Source organism: Bacillus sp. FSL K6-3458 (assembly GCF_038005045.1).
Lineage (GTDB): Bacteria > Bacillota > Bacilli > Bacillales > Bacillaceae > Bacillus > Bacillus altitudinis.
In genome coordinates this window covers 2,293,105-2,307,638 of the sequence record NZ_JBBOSI010000001.1, presented here as the reverse complement: position 1 = coordinate 2,307,638, position 14,534 = coordinate 2,293,105, and the positions used below count along the sequence as shown (strand labels likewise).

The following is a 14,534-nucleotide window of genomic DNA, read 5'->3' as shown; positions in this document are numbered from 1 at the left end:
CTTATGGATCAGTATCCAGGAAGATTCAGCTCATGTTTTTCACATGTCATCACTCAGCCACTCATACATTAAAAATGACTCATTCCCTTCAAGTCAACATCATTTCATCAAAAGTATGAGGAGGTCACGAGCTTTTGAAGATGAGAAAAGGCTGGATCGCTGCTGTCGTTCTTTGTTTTGTCATTTGGATGGGTGCGTTATTAGGTGGTTTTGGAGAGGATCGTTCCGCAAAAGGAGCAGATCGTTATGATCATGTGATTCAATTTCCTATGGAACGGTATCCTGAAACAGGCAGTCATATTCAAGAAGCTATTCGAAAAGGGCACTCAGACGTGTGTACCATTGACCGAAATGGGGCAGATGCCCGCAGGCAAGAATCATTAAAAGGAATTCCCACAAAACCTGGTTTTGACCGGGATGAATGGCCGATGGCGGTGTGTCTTGAAGGAGGAAAGGGGGCGAGCGTTCAATATGTCAGTCCATCAGATAATAGAGGCGCTGGTTCATGGGTCGGGCATCAAATCAGCGGGTATCCTGACGGGAAACGAATTTTATTTATTGTTAAATAAACATAGACAAGAGGCTCCTTGAGAGGGGCTCTTTTTGTTCAACAGGAGCGTATTCGAGCTAGCAGGTACAAAAGATTCAGTGGTACAATCAATCCATCAGGTACAAAGACTGACAAGTAGAAAATGTGAAGGGACATATGCTTATGGAAAAGAACCGTGCATTATACGATTTTTTCATGCAACATGCAGAGAAACTGACTGAAACATGGTATGAATCAATTGAGGATGATGATCCAGAATCTATTTATCGTTCAACAGATTCCAGCATCATAGCAGAGCTTAAACGGCAAAATCAAGATTATTATCAGCATTTTATCCGCGCACTTATTGAAGACAAGACGTATTTACATACGAAATTTAAAAAATGGTCTGAAGACTTAGCAAGTGATCCGAAGCACTTGAACACACCATTAGATTACGTCGTGAGAGAATATATGTCCAATCAAAGGGTGGTTCTTCATTACTTAAAAGAGTTTATAAAACAGCATCAAGGTGATATTGACATTGACCGAATATTTTATTGGTATGATTTGATATCTGAGGCATTTAACATTTCAATTCATGTCTTTATTCAGCAATATGTGAAAAATACCACCAAAAAACTCGTTGCACAAAGAGACATGATTTATGAGCTGAGTTCCCCAGTCATTGTGTTAAAAAGTCATGTTGCCTTATTGCCTTTAGTTGGAGATATTGACACTGCGCGAGCAAAGATTATCTTAGAAAATACATTAAAACAGTGTTCGCAAAAAGGTGTTCAACATTTATGTATTGATTTATCAGGTGTCGTCATCATTGATACGATGGTAGCACATCAAATCTTTGATCTTGTCACGTCACTTCGGTTAATTGGGGTTGATACGACCATTTCAGGCATTAGACCAGAAATTGCTCAAACGGCTGTACAGCTTGGACTTCCTTTTAATGAATTTCAAACGGCTTCATCACTTGCTCACGCTTTAGATCGTATGACTGAATTTTCATCCATATAAAAACCAGGCCTAGTGAACGGCCTGGTTTTTATTTAGATCACAGCGTCAATTTTTGTTACTTTCCACTCGTTTTGTACTTTCTCGAAAGTGACAGTACGTTTTACTTTGCGTCCATCAAGTGTTGGAACTGTGAATTCGTATGTGCGGATTGTACTTTTCTTAGAGACGAGTTTAGGTGTTGCCTTATCCCAATTAAGCATATTGTCTCCGTCACCAACTGGCACAGCCATTTTTCCTTTATGAACGATGAACTGATAGTCTTTTAAACCGTGAGTAATGGCATCTTTTGTGAAAACTTGAGATAGATAGCTGTTTAGTTTTTTCTTTGTGTCAAATGTTTTAGACAGGTAGTTGTAAGTCATATCTTTATAAGTAAATGATTTTAATTTGTAATCTGAATGCTCTTTAATGTTGTAGCCTGACATCGCACTCCAAAAGTGTTCTCTTGCATCAAGGGCAATATGTAACGCTTCTTTATTTGTCAAAGCGGCTGATTTTTTGGAAGCGGCCAGTGTTGTTGTTTGTAATGAGATCATAAGCATAATAGCGGTTAATAAAACAAATAATTTTTTCAAGGCGATTGCCTCCTTTTCTCAATGAAAACTTCTTATGTTACAAATGTTACAATAGTTACAGAGATATTACAAGTATTAAATCTAAATGTTTTTTATTTCTTTTCTTTCTATCTATATAACGTTTGAGGGAGACAAAAAGTTTTCATTTTTTTATTTTTTTCTTCCTCATTAGTATTTAACCGTTCTAAAGAAGAATAAAACGTCTTTTGGAAAGATTTCTATTTGTCTCCTCAACACTCTTTTTTTATGTATGACATATACTGTCGTGATGAATGTCTAAGAAAGTGGTGTTTAGTATGTATAATCCATATGAAGGTACGTGGAATGGATACTTGTACGATCGGCAGGTACAAAGCATGCCAGCGTTTCCTATTTCTCAAGTTGGAGGATTTCCCGGCTTGCCATTCGGAGGGACTGGGCAAGGGCAAGGTGCAGGAGGACAGTCGGTCCCGCCAGCCCCGCCGCAGCATATCATCTCGCAATATCAACAAGCAGTTTCTCAGCCTCAAAGTATGCAGCCGCTCATTGCAGGGCAGAGTGTAGGCGGAAGCCAGCAAACGGTTCAATTTGCAGCTGGATGTAATAGAAGGTGGACCATTGTGTTCCTTAGAAACGGTCAAGTATTTCTCATGTATGTTCTTTCCTCGCAGCCTTTTGGCCGTACAACGGGTTTCATATGGCCGAACTTTACATTTGGCTCGTTCCCAAGCTCTAGTATTCTTGCATATTCTTGTTCATAAAAGAAAAAGCCGGCTCTCATCAGCAATTGATGAAATACCGGCTTTTTTTAATGAATATTTCTAAATACGCCAATCACTTTACCTAGTATACTCACATTCTGTAAAATAATCGGTTCCATTGATGGATTCTCGGGCTGTAATCTAAAGTGTGTATCTTCCTTATAAAAACGTTTCACTGTTGCTTCATCTTCTTCTGTCATAGCCACCACAATATCTCCATTGTTGGCAGTGCTTTGCTGACGCACAATGACGTAGTCTTTGTCCAAAATACCTGCATCAATCATACTTTCTCCCATAATTTCAAGCATAAATACTTGTTCATCTGGCGCTGCAAAAGTTTCTGGAAGTGGGAAATATTCTTCTACATTCTCAACAGCCGTGATAGGCAAGCCTGCTGTGACTTTTCCGATGACTGGAACATTCATTACAGCGCTCTTTGGAATATTCATTTCCTCTTCATCTAGTACTTCGATCGCTCTAGGTTTCGTTGGATCTCTTCTAATTAAACCTTTCGTTTCTAGTCTAGCTAAATGTCCATGGACAGTTGAACTTGATGCTAGACCGACAGCTTCGCCAATTTCACGAACGGATGGGGGATAACCCTTGCTTTTTACTTCTTCTTTTATGAATTTCAGGATATCGAGTTGTCTTTTTGATAGCTTCGTCATCTTTTGCACCTCAAAACGTCAATTTTAAAGAAATTATAGCATGTTTTTCCTAACAGTACAAACATAGGTTCGAAAAAAACGTTTGACAGAAACGTTTGTTCGTATTTATAATGAGTGTCAGAAAGAACGAACACACATTCTATTAGGAGAGATGACATTATGAGGTTAAAGGAATCTATTATTTTTATTGGGCTATTCTCATTCATCGTTGGCATATTTCTCTCACTTATTGCAGTCACTAGCCATAATGATCCAAATCAATATGTTAAAATAGAGGTTCAATCAGGTGATACTCTTTGGGGATTAGCTGATCAAGTAAACGACAGTAAATCAATCGATAAAAATGCTTTTATTGACTGGGTAACTGAACACAATGATCTCGCTTCAACTGACATCCAGCCGGGAGATATCCTTGTAATTCCAGTTAAAAAAGAGCATCCAGTCGTATATCAACTTGCAACAGTACAGTAGAAAGGTCGATTGAAGACATGAATGCAATCATTTATGCGAGAGTAAGTACTGCCAAAGAAGAGCAAGAAACCTCGCTTAAAAGACAAGAAGAAGAACTGCTTGCTTTAGCTGCAGCGCACAAGATGAATGTAGTCAAAGTGATTAAAGAAAAAGCGAGTGGATACGATCTTGATCGTGACGGTGTTTTTGACATGCTGGCTGCGCTGAAAGAGGAAGAAATCGATGCTGTTCTCATTCAAGATGAGACACGCCTTGGAAGAGGGCAGGCGAAAATCGCTCTTCTTCATTGTCTGTTTAAAGAAAAAGTCAAGGTGTACAGCGTATTTCATAGAGGAGAGCTTGAGCTTTCAGAAGCAGACGAGATGGTCATTGAAATTGTAGGCGTTGTAGAAGAGTATCAGCGTAAAATTCATAATTTGAAAATTAAGCGTGGGATGAAAAAAGCTGTTGAGCGAGGGTATCAACCCGAACTAAATTTAAAACACCAAGAACAGGCGCCTGGCCGCGAACGTATTGAAGTACCGATTTCTGAAATTGTTCGATTAAGAAAAAACAACATGACATTCGCTGAAATTGCAGTGACATTGCAGGCACTTGGTTTTGACATTTCAAAAGCAACCGTCCATAGAAGGTACCAAGAATATGAAAAAGGGCTTGCGACTTAAAGCGTGATATGTTGTAAAAATGACTGATATTTAGTAGTATGTAGAGAAAATGTTTTAAAGGAGTTTGTCATGATTTCTAAAGAACAGCTTGCAAGAATCAATGAGCTTTCAAAAAAGTCGAAAGAGACCGGTTTGTCGGACGCTGAGAAAACAGAACAGAAGCAATTAAGAGAGGAATATTTAAAGGCTTTTCGTTCTTCTATGAAAAATACACTCAAAACCGTGAAAATCGTCGATCCAGAAGGAAACGATGTCACACCAGAAAAATTAAAAAGAGAAAGAGACCAGAATCTTCATTAAAGGTCATCATTTCTTTATTTTTGAAAAGATGGGAGGAATATTCTCATCTTTTTTCATATTTGCATAAGTTTTTAGGTGATCGATAAACTAAATGTGACAAAATCCTTCTTTTTCGGCGTGAAATAGTTGTGAAAAAAGGACAGTAGATTTATGATAATGGTGTACACAAGATACGGAAGGGGATTTATATGGAAACGATTGAATTGAAATCTATTGCAACAATACGTACTCTCTCCATAGACGCAATTGAAAAAGCGAATTCCGGTCACCCTGGAATGCCGATGGGCGCTGCACCAATGGCATACGCTTTATGGACGAATCACTTAAACGTAAGTCCGCAAAATCCAAATTGGTTTAACAGAGACCGTTTTGTGTTATCTGCGGGACATGGCTCTATGCTTTTATATAGCATGCTTCATTTAAGCGGATACAATCTGAGCATCGAAGATTTAAAACAATTCCGCCAATGGGGAAGCAAAACACCTGGACATCCTGAGTTTGGACATACAGAGGGTGTAGATGCGACAACAGGTCCTTTAGGACAAGGGATTGCGATGGCTGTTGGAATGGCACTTGCAGAAAGACATCTTGCAGAAACGTATAACAAAGATAACTTTAATGTTGTGGATCACTATACATACAGCATTTGCGGAGATGGAGACTTAATGGAGGGCATTTCCTCTGAAGCTGCTTCACTTGCTGGTCATTTAGGCTTAGGCCGTTTAATTGTTCTTTATGATTCAAATGACATTTCTTTAGATGGCGACCTCGATCGTTCTTTCTCTGAAAATGTGAAGAATCGTTTTGAAGCGATGAATTGGGAAGTTCTTTATGTAAAAGACGGCAATAACATTGACGAAGTGACGGCTGCCATTGAAAAAGCCAAACAAAGTACAGACAAACCTACACTTATTGAAGTGAAGACGACAATCGGTTTCGGATCTCCAAACCGTGCGGGAACGTCTGGGGTGCACGGTGCACCGCTTGGCAGTGAGGAAGCGAAGCTAACGAAGGAAGCTTATTCTTGGACGTTTGAAGAAGATTTCCATGTACCTTCTGAAGTGTACGATCATTTCAAAACAGCTGTTAAAGACGCTGGACAGAAAAAAGAAGCAGCGTGGAATGAACTGTTTGAGCAATATGAAAAAGAATATCCAGAACTAGCAGCTCAGCTGAAGCTTGCGATTGAAGGAAAACTTCCTGAGAATTGGGATCAAGAGGTTCCTGTTTATGAAGCAGGTTCAAGCCTTGCCTCTCGTGCTTCTTCTGGAGAAGTATTAAATGGCATTGCAAAACAAGTACCATTCTTTATTGGCGGGTCTGCTGACCTTGCTGGATCAAATAAAACAACAATCAAAGATACAACTGACTTTGGCAGAGAGAATTACGCTGGCAGAAACATTTGGTTTGGTGTGAGAGAATTCGCAATGGGTGCAGCATTAAACGGTATGGCACTTCACGGCGGACTTCGTGTATTCGGCGGAACATTCTTTGTTTTCTCAGACTATTTAAGACCTGCCATTCGTCTTGCTGCATTGATGGGACTTCCTGTCACTTATGTATTTACGCATGACAGCATTGCGGTTGGGGAAGATGGACCAACGCATGAGCCAGTTGAACAGCTCGCTTCATTACGTGCGATGCCTAACCTTTCTGTGATTCGTCCAGCTGATGGAAACGAAACAGCTGCAGCATGGAAAATTGCTGTATCTTCAACGAATAAACCGACAGCGCTTGTTCTTACTCGTCAAAACCTTCCAACGATTGATCAATCACCAGAGAAGGCGTATGAAGGCGTAGAAAAAGGTGGATATGTCGTCGTTGAAGCAGCTGATGCACAGCCAGAAGCTCTTCTACTTGCTTCAGGATCTGAAGTAGGTTTAGCCATTGAAGCGCAAAAAGCACTTGAAAAAGAAGGCATTCGCGTTTCTGTCGTGAGCTTACCTGCATGGGATCGCTTTGATGAGCAGTCAGACGAATACAAAGAGTCCGTTCTTCCTAAAGCAGTGAGAGCACGTGTTGCAATCGAAATGGGTGCTTCACTTGGCTGGGAACGTTACACTGGCCTTGATGGCGATGTGATTGCGATTGATAAATTTGGCGCTTCTGCACCAGGCGAAACCATTATTGAAAAATACGGTTTCACTGTCAGCAACGTGGTGAGCCGCGTAAAGGCAAAGCTAAATAAATAATCAGTCTCCAAGCATCATGCTTTTTTGCAGTCGGTTTGCAGAGCTTTTCACTATGCTCTGCAAACTTTTTTCTTTTTTCTTGTTTTTTTGACAAAACTAGTTTCTTCTTGCTTCATATATAGACAATTCTTTCTTTCACATTTTTGTATAATACAAGCAATAAGCGAGATTGACGAAATGTGAAAGGAAGGGATAGACATGGAACGCCATTATTATATTTATTGGATTGAGGATGAGTTTGCTCATCATTATTTTGGTAGAGAATCTATCTTGTTTCATTTGTTTGAATCGTTACACTGGACGAACCGCAGTGATGACGAATTAGTCATGCTTGTTAAGCAAGTGGATTATGTAACGAAACGAATCCCTGCTTTTCATATGCACCAGCGTTTAATGAACAATTTAACCAACATTCACTATACACAAATAGGCTCAATATACAGTGCATCGCTGCCAGATGGAAAAGGCACAGCCGCATTCATTATAAAAGACCGTTACATTCAAATGTCTGCCACAGGCAGTTATGAGGCAGAAGCGGTGTTTTTTGAAGTACTCAGAAAAATTAGTCCTTGTTTCCTGGCTATGGACTTTGGATCAAAGAAGCACGGTTGGCTCAATCCGGTAAAAGTGAGGAATTTTGTTTAAAAAAATAAAATTGAACGTGAAATGTTGTATAATAGCCTTTTGTTTAGTACACTTTATACGAGACAACATGAAGGAGGAAGAATTATGGATTTATGGGTTGTCATCCTTGTAGGCGTTGTTGCACTGCTTGCAGGAGTTGCACTCGGATTCTTTATTGCTCGTAAGTATATGATGAGCTACTTGAAAAAGAATCCACCAATTAATGAACAAATGCTTCGAATGATGATGATGCAAATGGGCATGAAACCGTCCCAAAAGAAAATCAATCAAATGATGAAAGCCATGAACAACCAAGCGAAATAATACGTACGTTATTATGATCATAGATGGAACATGGTCCCTAAAGGTTGGACAAGCGATGTCCTATCTTTATTGAAGTCACCTTCATCAGACGCATAAAACCACTGTACTTGCATGAATAAAGCAGGGAAAGTGGTTTTTATTTTGCCGTGAACCGTCCGTTAAAGACAAAACAAAAAACCCCTTGTGAGCAGAGGTTTTTGTTTCTTTTATTGTCACACATATCAACTTTTCTAAAATCGTGCGGCATTTGTTTCTATCTTGAGATATCATTAGTTGGCTGAGTTTGAGTGTAAGTGTCGTTGATATTGTAAGAGGAGATGATCTAGCTGCTGGCTATGTTCGATGGTCACTGTTGATGTCATCCCATTATGCAAGACAACTTTCATCAACTCTTCTCTTTTTTCTTCAATTTGAGTTAATAATGATGTTTTTACCAAAGTCATGTTCCTTTCATGCAAATCTTGATAAAAAGAATCGGTTCTATTATATCCATTTTAAGGTTTATTTTCAAATTTAAAGGGTTTGGTATCTTGATGTCAAATTAAATTATATAAGGTTTTAAGAGATTAGACCATCTTTATTGAGATGATGTAAAAAAAATGAAATGAATTTGTCATCTCTTATTGTATATTGTAAGAAGGGGGTGTTCTTTTGTCAGATTTGAATTACTTTTTAGCGTTCGGAGCAGGGTTTCTTTCTTTTATCTCACCGTGCTGTCTGCCACTTTATCCAGCCTTTTTATCCTATATTACGGGCGTTAGTATAGATGAAGTGAAATCTGAGAAGGTGATGCTGAGAAGGAGAAGTCTTCTTCATACATTATTCTTTTTAATTGGGTTCTCTCTCATTTTTATTGCCATTGGATTTGGGACATCGTTTGTTGGGAAGTTTTTCATTGAATATCAAGATGCGATTCGTCAAATTGGTGCCATTCTCATTATTTTCTTTGGCTTTATGATTCTTGGTGTATTTCAGCCTTCTTTTTTAATGGGAGAAAAGAGGTTGCAGTTTAAAAATCGTCCAGCCGGTTTTTTTGGATCGATTCTCATCGGAATGGGTTTTGCTGCTGGTTGGACACCATGTACCGGCCCGATTTTATCAGCTGTCATCACACTTGCCAGCAACAAGCCAGAGTCCGCTGTGACCTACATGATTGCGTATGTATTAGGTTTTGCTATCCCATTTTTTGTTCTTTCCTTTTTCATCACAAAAATGGCTTGGATCAGAAAGCGTCAGCAGCTCATTATGAAAACTGGCGGGATTATTATGATCGTGGTAGGAATCTTGCTGTTCTTTGATCTTCTGACGTGGATCATTATTATGTTCTCATCATTATTTGGAGGATTTACTGGTTTTTGAAATCGTTTTCTACAGTCGCGGCGAATGGTTTTTTTTCGTCAATTGGAGTATATTATACATAGGCTGACCTTAAAGAATAAAGGAATGATTTGATATGATGATCATAATTTCTTCTATAGTGGCGGTATGTATGGCGGTAGCCGTCATGTTTATTCGCATTAAATCATCTGCAAAACCTGCAACCGCGAAAAAAATTATTTTACCTCCTATCTTTATGAGCACTGGTGCACTGATGTTTTTTGTGCCAATGTTTCAAGTAACTGGAGCTGAATTTTTAGAGGCGATTACTGTAGGGATGTTTTTCTCTATCTTTTTAATTAAAACATCGAAATTTGAAATTAGAGGCAATGAAATCTATTTGAAGCGTTCAAAAGCATTTGTGTTTATTCTCATTGGGCTTCTTGTCCTTCGTATCGGAATGAAGACGATTTTAAGCTCTTCCATTGATTATGGTGCGCTTAGCGGGATGTTTTGGATTCTAGCCTTTGGCATGATTGTCCCTTGGCGGGTTGCGATGTATTTGTCGTTTAGAAAGATGTCTAAACAATTAGATGTGCAGCAGGCCCAAATAAATTAAACCTCCTTTTTAAAAAGGAGGTTATTTTAATAAAGATTCATATGGTGAATGGTCGATCTTTTTTTCTTGAAGGCGCTTTAGTAGAAATTTATGATCCCGCTTCGGTGTAGCGATAATATAGCCGCGAATGATTAAGTCTAAATTAATGCTGGCCGCTTGTTCTTTAAGTGCCAGCTCGCCAATTTTACCGGCGATTTTTTCTTTGGCGACATCTCTAAACAGCTCTGGAACCGGTAATACTAGCTCATTTAATAGCTGTTTGTCTTCATCGCGCCATAGGTGCAGGCTCTTTTGAATATATTCATCCTGCCAATCAAGCTCAGATTTCCCGTCTTCTTTCGGCAATCGTTTTAAAAACTTGCGAAACATAAAAAAGCCACCGATTGCTAGTAATCCAATCATCACTGTACCCCAAAATAAAATGAACCACAAAAACCAGCCGCTTAACATGTTCTCACTCCCTATATCCCTTCTCTCTACTCTATTTTACATGAAGGGAAGGTAGAAGAAAATAACAAAAATGTATGAGTTTTTTCTCTATAAACGCCTTTTTTGATCAAGAGGCGCCCATTTACTAGAATGACCCAAACCATTTAGTAGAAAAGGAATACATTATTGTATAGCGACTCTACTATTTGGCCATGGTGGTTCGCACAAGGTATTGACTTGAAACGAACGGAAGAGAGCCCGCCTGTATACAGGCGGGCTCTTAATGTTTGAAGTGCGGCATTTGAAAGGAAAATGCTCCGTCTTGACGATGGGCATCCTTTTTGATTTTGATTGATATGATTCTGTTTTCGTAATCTGTATCAATGTCTTTGTCATTCAAATAAAAAGGGAGCATGACACTTTTTTCAATCGGCTGTTCTCTTTCATCAATCAAATAAGCGAGGATGAGCTCACATCCGGAAAAGGTCAGTTTTAAATCAGTGATCGACAGGGTGGAGAGGTCGATCTCAATAATATAATCACGGCTCGTTTCATAAAGATCTATTGGGAGCTGTTCGTCATACCATGCAAAAGGATCGTCCATTAATACATTCAGCCAATCATCTATTTCAAGAAAATCAGAGGAATTCACTTGCTTTTCATTCTCCATAAACACTCCTCCATCACATCTCATAATAAATCATATGATAAAAGCTGAAATGTGTGAAAGACCTAAAACATCCCGTTTGGTCACGGGCTTTAGAGAAAATGTTTACATATCATGATGTGAATTGTGCTTTTGTCTTGTATGGTTGCGATTTTTCACTTTTTTACTGCCTGATAGTGGCTCAGGTTGCCCGCCTTGATGCTCTTTAGGAGAGTTTTGACGTATGTCTTTCCCAGTGTTTTTGTCCGTCATCATTTCTCACTCCTTTCTTATTGGTTTTTTTTACGCTTTTTATTGTTTTGCTTTTGTTCTTCTGTTAAAACGAGCTGATCATTTTCTATATAGCCTGCACCATTTCCTTGGCTTTTGGCTGCGTTCATGCCGTCAATGACATGATTTGCTTTTCTTTTTGTCATGTTCTATCACCTCAGCATTAGTATGAACCCGTGCTGCTCAGTTTATGAAGAGTAATCATTTCCTTATGATAAGCTAAACTTATTGAATTTAATAAAAGCATTGTTATTTACTTATGTATGAATTTGTTTTAAGATGAAATTGTGAGAAAATTGTGGTGAAATACGACGATTTTTCTGAGAATTGAAATTGATCTTGATCATCAAAAGGGGGATTTTGGACATGTCGAAACAGCAGCAAGTCGCTAAACAAGACGCTTTTCAATCTAGAAAAACGTTTTCGACAAATGGGAAAACGTATCACTATTATTCGTTAGAAGCACTAGAGAAACAAGGAATCGGAAATGTTTCTAAGCTGCCTTATTCCATTAAGGTACTTTTAGAATCAGTGCTTCGCCAAGTAGACGGTAGAGTGATCAAGAAGGAACACGTTGAAAACTTGGCAAAATGGGGAACTGCCGAGGTAAAAGAAATTGATGTTCCATTTAAACCTTCTCGTGTTATTTTACAAGACTTCACGGGTGTGCCAGCTGTCGTTGACCTTGCTTCTTTAAGAAAAGCAATGGCAGATGTGGGCGGAGACCCAGATAAAATCAACCCTGAAATTCCAGTTGACCTGGTCATTGACCACTCTGTACAAGTCGATAAAGCTGGAACTGAAGATGCATTAAACATTAACATGGATTTAGAATTCGAACGTAACGCAGAGCGTTATAACTTCCTTAGCTGGGCAAAGAAAGCGTTTAACAATTATCAAGCTGTTCCGCCTGCAACAGGGATCGTTCACCAAGTGAACTTAGAGTATCTTGCAAGTGTTGTTCATGCAATCGAAGAAGATGGCGAGATCATCACATACCCAGATACATTAGTTGGTACTGACTCACATACAACAATGATTAACGGTATCGGTGTACTTGGATGGGGCGTTGGCGGTATCGAAGCAGAAGCTGGAATGCTCGGTCAGCCTTCATACTTCCCAGTACCAGAAGTTATTGGTGCTAAATTAGTTGGAGAGCTTCCAAACGGAACGACTGCAACTGACCTTGCATTAAAAGTGACACAAGTTCTACGTGAAAAAGGCGTAGTGAACAAGTTCGTCGAGTTCTTCGGACCTGGTGTTGCACAATTGCCGTTAGCAGATCGTGCAACAATTGCGAACATGGCGCCTGAATACGGTGCTACTTGCGGATTCTTCCCAGTAGATGAGGAAGCTCTTGCTTACCTTCGCCTTACTGGACGTGATGAAGAGCAAATTAATATCGTTGAAGAATATTCTCGCGCAAATGGCTTATTCTATACGCCAGATGCAGAAGAGCCAATTTTTACTGATGTTGTGGAAATTGATCTTTCTCAAATTGAATCAAACTTATCTGGTCCTAAACGTCCACAAGATTTGATTCCACTTTCTCAAATGAAAGAGACGTTCCATAAACACATCGAAAGCCCAGCTGGTAACCAAGGGTTTGGCTTAGAAAAATCAGAGCTAGATAAACAAATCGAATTTGATCTAGCAAATGGTGAAAAAGCTGTGATGAAGACAGGTGCGATTGCGATTGCAGCGATTACGAGCTGTACGAATACATCGAACCCATACGTCTTAATCGGAGCAGGTCTTGTTGCGAAGAAAGCAAGTGAGCTTGGCATGAAGGTGCCAAACTACGTGAAAACGTCACTAGCGCCAGGTTCTAAGGTTGTAACAGGATACCTCGTGAACTCAGGACTTCTTCCATACTTAAGAGACCTCGGATTTAACATCGTTGGGTATGGCTGTACAACTTGTATCGGAAACTCAGGACCGCTTGAAAAAGAAATTGAAGATGCTGTCTCTGAAAATGATCTGCTGATCACTTCTGTTTTATCAGGTAACCGTAACTTCGAAGGTCGTATCCACCCGCTTGTAAAAGGAAACTACCTTGCATCTCCACCATTAGTTGTGGCTTATGCACTTGCTGGTACGGTGAATATTGATTTAACAAAAGATCCGATCGGTGTCGATAAAAATGGCGAGAACGTTTATTTCAATGACATTTGGCCATCAATGGATGAAATCAACAGCGTCGTGAAAAGCACTGTCACACCTGAGCTATTCCGTTCAGAGTATGAAACTGTTTTTGACAACAATGACCGCTGGAATGAAATTAAAACGACAGACGATGCATTGTATAAATGGGATGAAAATTCCACATACATTGATAACCCGCCATTCTTCGAAAACTTATCAGTTGAACCTGGTAAAGTTGAACCACTTAAAGGATTGCGCGTAGTGGCGAAGTTCGGTGATTCTGTCACAACAGACCATATTTCTCCTGCTGGAGCGATTGGTAAAGACACACCTGCAGGTAAATACTTGCAAGAAAGAGGCGTATCGCCTAGAGACTTTAACTCATACGGATCTCGCCGTGGTAACCACCATGTTATGATGAGAGGTACTTTTGCAAACATCCGTATTAAGAACCAAATCGCACCAGGAACAGAAGGCGGGTATACAACGTACTGGCCAACTGGTGAAGTGACATCGATTTATGATGCATGCATGCGTTATAAAGAAGATGGAACTGGTCTTGCGATCTTAGCAGGTAAAGATTACGGAATGGGTTCTTCACGTGACTGGGCTGCAAAAGGAACAAATCTTCTTGGAATTAAATTCGTTCTAGCGGAAAGCTTTGAGCGTATCCACAGAAGTAACCTTGTCTTCATGGGCGTACTTCCTTTACAGTTTAAAGACGGTGAAAGTGCAGAAACTTATGGACTAACAGGAACAGAAACATTCGAAGTAGATGTTGATGAAACAGTTCGTCCGCGTGATCTTGTCACTGTAAAAGCAATTGATACAGATGGCAACGAGAAAACATTTGAAGTAATTGTTCGCTTTGACAGTGAAGTCGAAATTGACTACTACCGCCATGGTGGTATCCTTCAAATGGTATTGCGTGAAAAATTGGCAAGCAACTAATAAAGCAAAGAAGAGA

At 39.5% G+C, this 14,534-nt stretch carries 19 protein-coding genes; 12 read left to right on the top strand and 7 right to left on the bottom strand.

Annotated elements, in window-relative coordinates; genetic code table 11:
- The first annotated feature begins 188 nt into the window (after positions 1-188).
- Positions 189-569: a NucA/NucB deoxyribonuclease domain-containing protein gene (locus tag MHH23_RS12325; protein ID WP_223255631.1), complete on the top strand. Its 381-nt coding sequence runs from the start codon at positions 189-191 to the stop codon at positions 567-569.
- 143 nt (positions 570-712) lie between these two features.
- The gene (locus MHH23_RS12320) at positions 713-1,561 is read left to right on the top strand and encodes an STAS domain-containing protein (protein ID WP_017359585.1); all 849 of its coding nucleotides are present in this window, start codon (positions 713-715) and stop codon (positions 1,559-1,561) included.
- Between the two features lie 32 nt (positions 1,562-1,593).
- Here MHH23_RS12320 and MHH23_RS12315 read toward each other — a convergent pair whose 3' ends face one another.
- Positions 1,594-2,136 (bottom strand): IseA DL-endopeptidase inhibitor family protein, encoded by a 543-nt coding sequence (locus tag MHH23_RS12315; protein WP_017359584.1) that lies wholly within the window; start codon positions 2,134-2,136, stop codon positions 1,594-1,596.
- Positions 2,137-2,432: 296 nt separating this feature from the next.
- Between MHH23_RS12315 and MHH23_RS12310 the strand changes: the two genes are divergently transcribed.
- Positions 2,433-2,876: a hypothetical protein gene (locus tag MHH23_RS12310; protein ID WP_008343821.1), complete on the top strand. Its 444-nt coding sequence runs from the start codon at positions 2,433-2,435 to the stop codon at positions 2,874-2,876.
- Between the two features lie 47 nt (positions 2,877-2,923).
- On the opposite strand, the gene lexA is transcribed toward MHH23_RS12310, so the two are convergent.
- On the bottom strand, positions 2,924-3,544 hold the full coding sequence (gene lexA / locus MHH23_RS12305) for a transcriptional repressor LexA (RefSeq protein WP_007499350.1): 621 nt from the start codon (positions 3,542-3,544) through the stop codon (positions 2,924-2,926).
- A gap of 159 nt (positions 3,545-3,703) precedes the next feature.
- Here lexA and yneA point away from each other — a divergent pair, with 159 nt between their 5' ends.
- The 6 genes from yneA to MHH23_RS12275 all read left to right on the top strand — a co-directional run bounded on the left by yneA (position 3,704) and on the right by MHH23_RS12275 (position 8,120).
- The gene (gene yneA / locus MHH23_RS12300; protein ID WP_007499348.1) at positions 3,704-4,015 is read left to right on the top strand and encodes a cell division suppressor protein YneA; all 312 of its coding nucleotides are present in this window, start codon (positions 3,704-3,706) and stop codon (positions 4,013-4,015) included.
- Between the two features lie 17 nt (positions 4,016-4,032).
- Complete coding sequence (locus MHH23_RS12295) at positions 4,033-4,680, top strand: YneB family resolvase-like protein (RefSeq protein ID WP_017359583.1); 648 nt, start codon at positions 4,033-4,035, stop codon at positions 4,678-4,680.
- Between the two features lie 69 nt (positions 4,681-4,749).
- A complete protein-coding gene (locus MHH23_RS12290) occupies positions 4,750-4,980 on the top strand; it encodes a DUF896 domain-containing protein (RefSeq protein ID WP_039167715.1) in 231 nt (76 codons plus the stop codon).
- Positions 4,981-5,168: 188 nt separating this feature from the next.
- Entirely contained in the window at positions 5,169-7,172 is a 2,004-nt protein-coding gene (tkt, locus tag MHH23_RS12285) for a transketolase (RefSeq protein ID WP_025207397.1), read from the top strand.
- Positions 7,173-7,370: 198 nt separating this feature from the next.
- Positions 7,371-7,817, top strand: coding sequence for a sporulation inhibitor of replication protein SirA (gene sirA, locus MHH23_RS12280; protein ID WP_007499339.1), 447 nt, complete (start codon positions 7,371-7,373; stop codon positions 7,815-7,817).
- Between the two features lie 84 nt (positions 7,818-7,901).
- Positions 7,902-8,120 carry a YneF family protein gene (locus MHH23_RS12275; protein ID WP_003212379.1) on the top strand — a complete coding sequence of 73 codons (219 nt, stop codon included), beginning with the start codon at positions 7,902-7,904 and terminating at the stop codon, positions 8,118-8,120.
- Between the two features lie 269 nt (positions 8,121-8,389).
- Here the strand turns inward: MHH23_RS12275 and MHH23_RS12270 are convergent, their stop codons facing one another.
- Positions 8,390-8,563 carry an aspartyl-phosphate phosphatase Spo0E family protein gene (locus MHH23_RS12270; protein ID WP_369810454.1) on the bottom strand — a complete coding sequence of 58 codons (174 nt, stop codon included), beginning with the start codon at positions 8,561-8,563 and terminating at the stop codon, positions 8,390-8,392.
- A 208-nt stretch (positions 8,564-8,771) separates the two neighbouring features.
- On the opposite strand from MHH23_RS12270, the gene MHH23_RS12265 reads away from it, so the two are divergent.
- Together MHH23_RS12265 and MHH23_RS12260 are read left to right on the top strand one after the other, a co-directional pair.
- Positions 8,772-9,479 (top strand): cytochrome c biogenesis CcdA family protein, encoded by a 708-nt coding sequence (locus tag MHH23_RS12265; RefSeq protein ID WP_008343813.1) that lies wholly within the window; start codon positions 8,772-8,774, stop codon positions 9,477-9,479.
- A 94-nt stretch (positions 9,480-9,573) separates the two neighbouring features.
- The gene (locus tag MHH23_RS12260) at positions 9,574-10,056 is read left to right on the top strand and encodes a CcdC family protein (protein ID WP_039167726.1); all 483 of its coding nucleotides are present in this window, start codon (positions 9,574-9,576) and stop codon (positions 10,054-10,056) included.
- Positions 10,057-10,077: 21 nt separating this feature from the next.
- On the opposite strand, the gene MHH23_RS12255 is transcribed toward MHH23_RS12260, so the two are convergent.
- From MHH23_RS12255 to sspO, 4 genes are all read right to left on the bottom strand, one after another.
- Positions 10,078-10,506 carry a DUF2621 domain-containing protein gene (locus tag MHH23_RS12255; RefSeq protein ID WP_007499335.1) on the bottom strand — a complete coding sequence of 143 codons (429 nt, stop codon included), beginning with the start codon at positions 10,504-10,506 and terminating at the stop codon, positions 10,078-10,080.
- A 259-nt stretch (positions 10,507-10,765) separates the two neighbouring features.
- On the bottom strand, positions 10,766-11,155 hold the full coding sequence (locus MHH23_RS12250; protein ID WP_025207398.1) for an Hsp20/alpha crystallin family protein: 390 nt from the start codon (positions 11,153-11,155) through the stop codon (positions 10,766-10,768).
- A gap of 102 nt (positions 11,156-11,257) precedes the next feature.
- Complete coding sequence (locus tag MHH23_RS12245; RefSeq protein WP_058337579.1) at positions 11,258-11,404, bottom strand: small acid-soluble spore protein P; 147 nt, start codon at positions 11,402-11,404, stop codon at positions 11,258-11,260.
- Between the two features lie 17 nt (positions 11,405-11,421).
- The gene (sspO, locus tag MHH23_RS12240; RefSeq protein ID WP_017359581.1) at positions 11,422-11,568 is read right to left on the bottom strand and encodes a small acid-soluble spore protein O; all 147 of its coding nucleotides are present in this window, start codon (positions 11,566-11,568) and stop codon (positions 11,422-11,424) included.
- 220 nt (positions 11,569-11,788) lie between these two features.
- On the opposite strand from sspO, the gene acnA reads away from it, so the two are divergent.
- Positions 11,789-14,518 (top strand): aconitate hydratase AcnA, encoded by a 2,730-nt coding sequence (gene acnA / locus MHH23_RS12235; RefSeq protein WP_008343808.1) that lies wholly within the window; start codon positions 11,789-11,791, stop codon positions 14,516-14,518.
- Positions 14,519-14,534: the final 16 nt, after the last annotated feature.

Bases quoted from the DNA above. Each gene is read 5' to 3' on its own strand.
- MHH23_RS12290 (WP_039167715.1), top strand. From the start codon at position 4,750: ATGATTTCTAAAGAACAGCTTGCAAGAATCAATGAGCTTTCAAAAAAG.
- MHH23_RS12320 (WP_017359585.1), top strand. From the start codon at position 713: ATGGAAAAGAACCGTGCATTATACGATTTTTTCATGCAACATGCAGAG.
- yneA (WP_007499348.1), top strand. From the start codon at position 3,704: ATGAGGTTAAAGGAATCTATTATTTTTATTGGGCTATTCTCATTCATC.
- MHH23_RS12325 (WP_223255631.1), top strand. From the start codon at position 189: ATGGGTGCGTTATTAGGTGGTTTTGGAGAGGATCGTTCCGCAAAAGGA.
- sspO (WP_017359581.1), bottom strand. From the start codon at position 11,568: ATGACAAAAAGAAAAGCAAATCATGTCATTGACGGCATGAACGCAGCC.
- lexA (WP_007499350.1), bottom strand. From the start codon at position 3,544: ATGACGAAGCTATCAAAAAGACAACTCGATATCCTGAAATTCATAAAA.
- MHH23_RS12250 (WP_025207398.1), bottom strand. From the start codon at position 11,155: ATGGAGAATGAAAAGCAAGTGAATTCCTCTGATTTTCTTGAAATAGAT.
- MHH23_RS12260 (WP_039167726.1), top strand. From the start codon at position 9,574: ATGATGATCATAATTTCTTCTATAGTGGCGGTATGTATGGCGGTAGCC.
- tkt (WP_025207397.1), top strand. From the start codon at position 5,169: ATGGAAACGATTGAATTGAAATCTATTGCAACAATACGTACTCTCTCC.
- MHH23_RS12255 (WP_007499335.1), bottom strand. From the start codon at position 10,506: ATGTTAAGCGGCTGGTTTTTGTGGTTCATTTTATTTTGGGGTACAGTG.
- sirA (WP_007499339.1), top strand. From the start codon at position 7,371: ATGGAACGCCATTATTATATTTATTGGATTGAGGATGAGTTTGCTCAT.
- MHH23_RS12270 (WP_369810454.1), bottom strand. From the start codon at position 8,563: ATGACTTTGGTAAAAACATCATTATTAACTCAAATTGAAGAAAAAAGA.
- acnA (WP_008343808.1), top strand. From the start codon at position 11,789: ATGTCGAAACAGCAGCAAGTCGCTAAACAAGACGCTTTTCAATCTAGA.
- MHH23_RS12275 (WP_003212379.1), top strand. From the start codon at position 7,902: ATGGATTTATGGGTTGTCATCCTTGTAGGCGTTGTTGCACTGCTTGCA.
- MHH23_RS12295 (WP_017359583.1), top strand. From the start codon at position 4,033: ATGAATGCAATCATTTATGCGAGAGTAAGTACTGCCAAAGAAGAGCAA.
- MHH23_RS12245 (WP_058337579.1), bottom strand. From the start codon at position 11,404: ATGACGGACAAAAACACTGGGAAAGACATACGTCAAAACTCTCCTAAA.
- MHH23_RS12310 (WP_008343821.1), top strand. From the start codon at position 2,433: ATGTATAATCCATATGAAGGTACGTGGAATGGATACTTGTACGATCGG.